At 43.8% G+C, this 1,465-nt stretch carries 1 protein-coding gene; it reads right to left on the bottom strand.

The genetic code is table 11. The features are described from left to right. Positions 1-177 precede the first annotated feature (177 nt). Positions 178-1,465: hypothetical protein (locus tag J3U16_RS11865; protein ID WP_267343181.1), on the bottom strand; the 1,288-nt coding region annotated here is incomplete at its 5' end.

Below are 1,465 nucleotides of genomic sequence, written 5' to 3'. Positions count from 1 at the left end.
GCCTCAAAAATAAACCCGCCGAGGCGGGTAATTGAAGTCTCGCTTAGCCACAAAATTGCTTTTTATGGCTAAACGACGTTGACTCCTTGAGTCAGCTTACTTTTAATCACCTAATACTATTTTTTATCACCCCACCCCCGGCCTAAGGATTAAGGATTAAGGACGAAGGAATAAGAACTAAGGATGGGAGCAAAGTCCGTAGGCGTCGCTGGAGACACTAAGCACGCCACCGTGGTTTGTGTGCACGACCAACAACTGGCCTCTACTACCATTCGGGTTACTAATCCAGTACCGAGCGAAGACGAAGCCAACGCCTGAATAATCAAACAGATGACCCCACTCGGTGAAAAAGCCAGAACCTATATGACGCATAAAATGATTACCAGATGAGGAAGGGGTGGCGCCAGAGATAGCAGGAGAGTATGTACGAACCGCGTTGGTTAAATCACTTACGCTAGGCATTCGATAACTAAGACTATTACACCAAGATAATGTATTAGAATAATTTTTATACACAGAACCAGTGTTCACGAACCACTGCTTCAAAGTAAAACCATATTTGACGACTGGAGCACCATTAGTATCACGACCGACCAACTCGAAAGTCTGAGGCAAAGTAGGTTTAGAAATAGGACCAGGATTGTTTGAATTATGCTGGGATGTGGTAGCGTAAGGACCCGTTAAAGTAACGCGTACCCCTCCTGTAGTAATAACTGGTGAATTTGTCATGGTAGCAGTAATACCACCATGAGACACTGGAGACCAAGACAACGAACCTCCACCACCTATATTTAAATCAAAGTACAAACCATTAGCGCCAGTAGTAGGAAAGTTTCTACCGTAAGAAGATGGGCCAGTTGACTGAGGGATAAAACCATTAGCAGGGTCCCACATCGAAGCTGGACCAGCATATTGGCCTGTACCGTAAGTCAAATTAGGCTTTGCAAAACAAACCACCGGCAAAGCCTTAGGATTGACGTAATAAGTCACATTACTTGCATTGAAAGTACTACGATTAGGAAATCCGTAACGAGTAGATAATGTACCGTTAGTACTAGATAGCGTAACCTTATAAGGTGCCTTACAAATCTCTGGCACTGTACTACGTGATACCGATTGACCGCTTTTATCGACGATAGATAAACTTAAAGAACCTGTAGCAGTAACGTCACTATCACCATCATCATCACCCCAATAATTATTAGGAGGACCGATAAGAGAACTCAAAGCGACTGAACTAGTATTAGTAGGAACGAACATACGAATATCAGCAAAACTCTGACCCTCAACCGGCAAGACGATTGGAGTTGTAGATGATAAATTGGTAGAAGGCGTGTAATTAGCTCCGTTAGATAGCGTAATCCCAAGCAGACCGTTAGCATCAACTGCACGAGTACGACCACCGTCGAAAGTCAGATAAGGTGCACTACCCTGTATCGCATTCCTAGTTGTCTGTGATGTCAAT

The organism is Gilliamella sp. B3023 (genome assembly GCF_026536845.1).
Taxonomy (GTDB): domain Bacteria; phylum Pseudomonadota; class Gammaproteobacteria; order Enterobacterales; family Orbaceae; genus Gilliamella; species Gilliamella apicola_E.
Note: the sequence above shows the minus strand (reverse complement) of the source record. Positions and strands in the feature narration are given on the sequence as shown.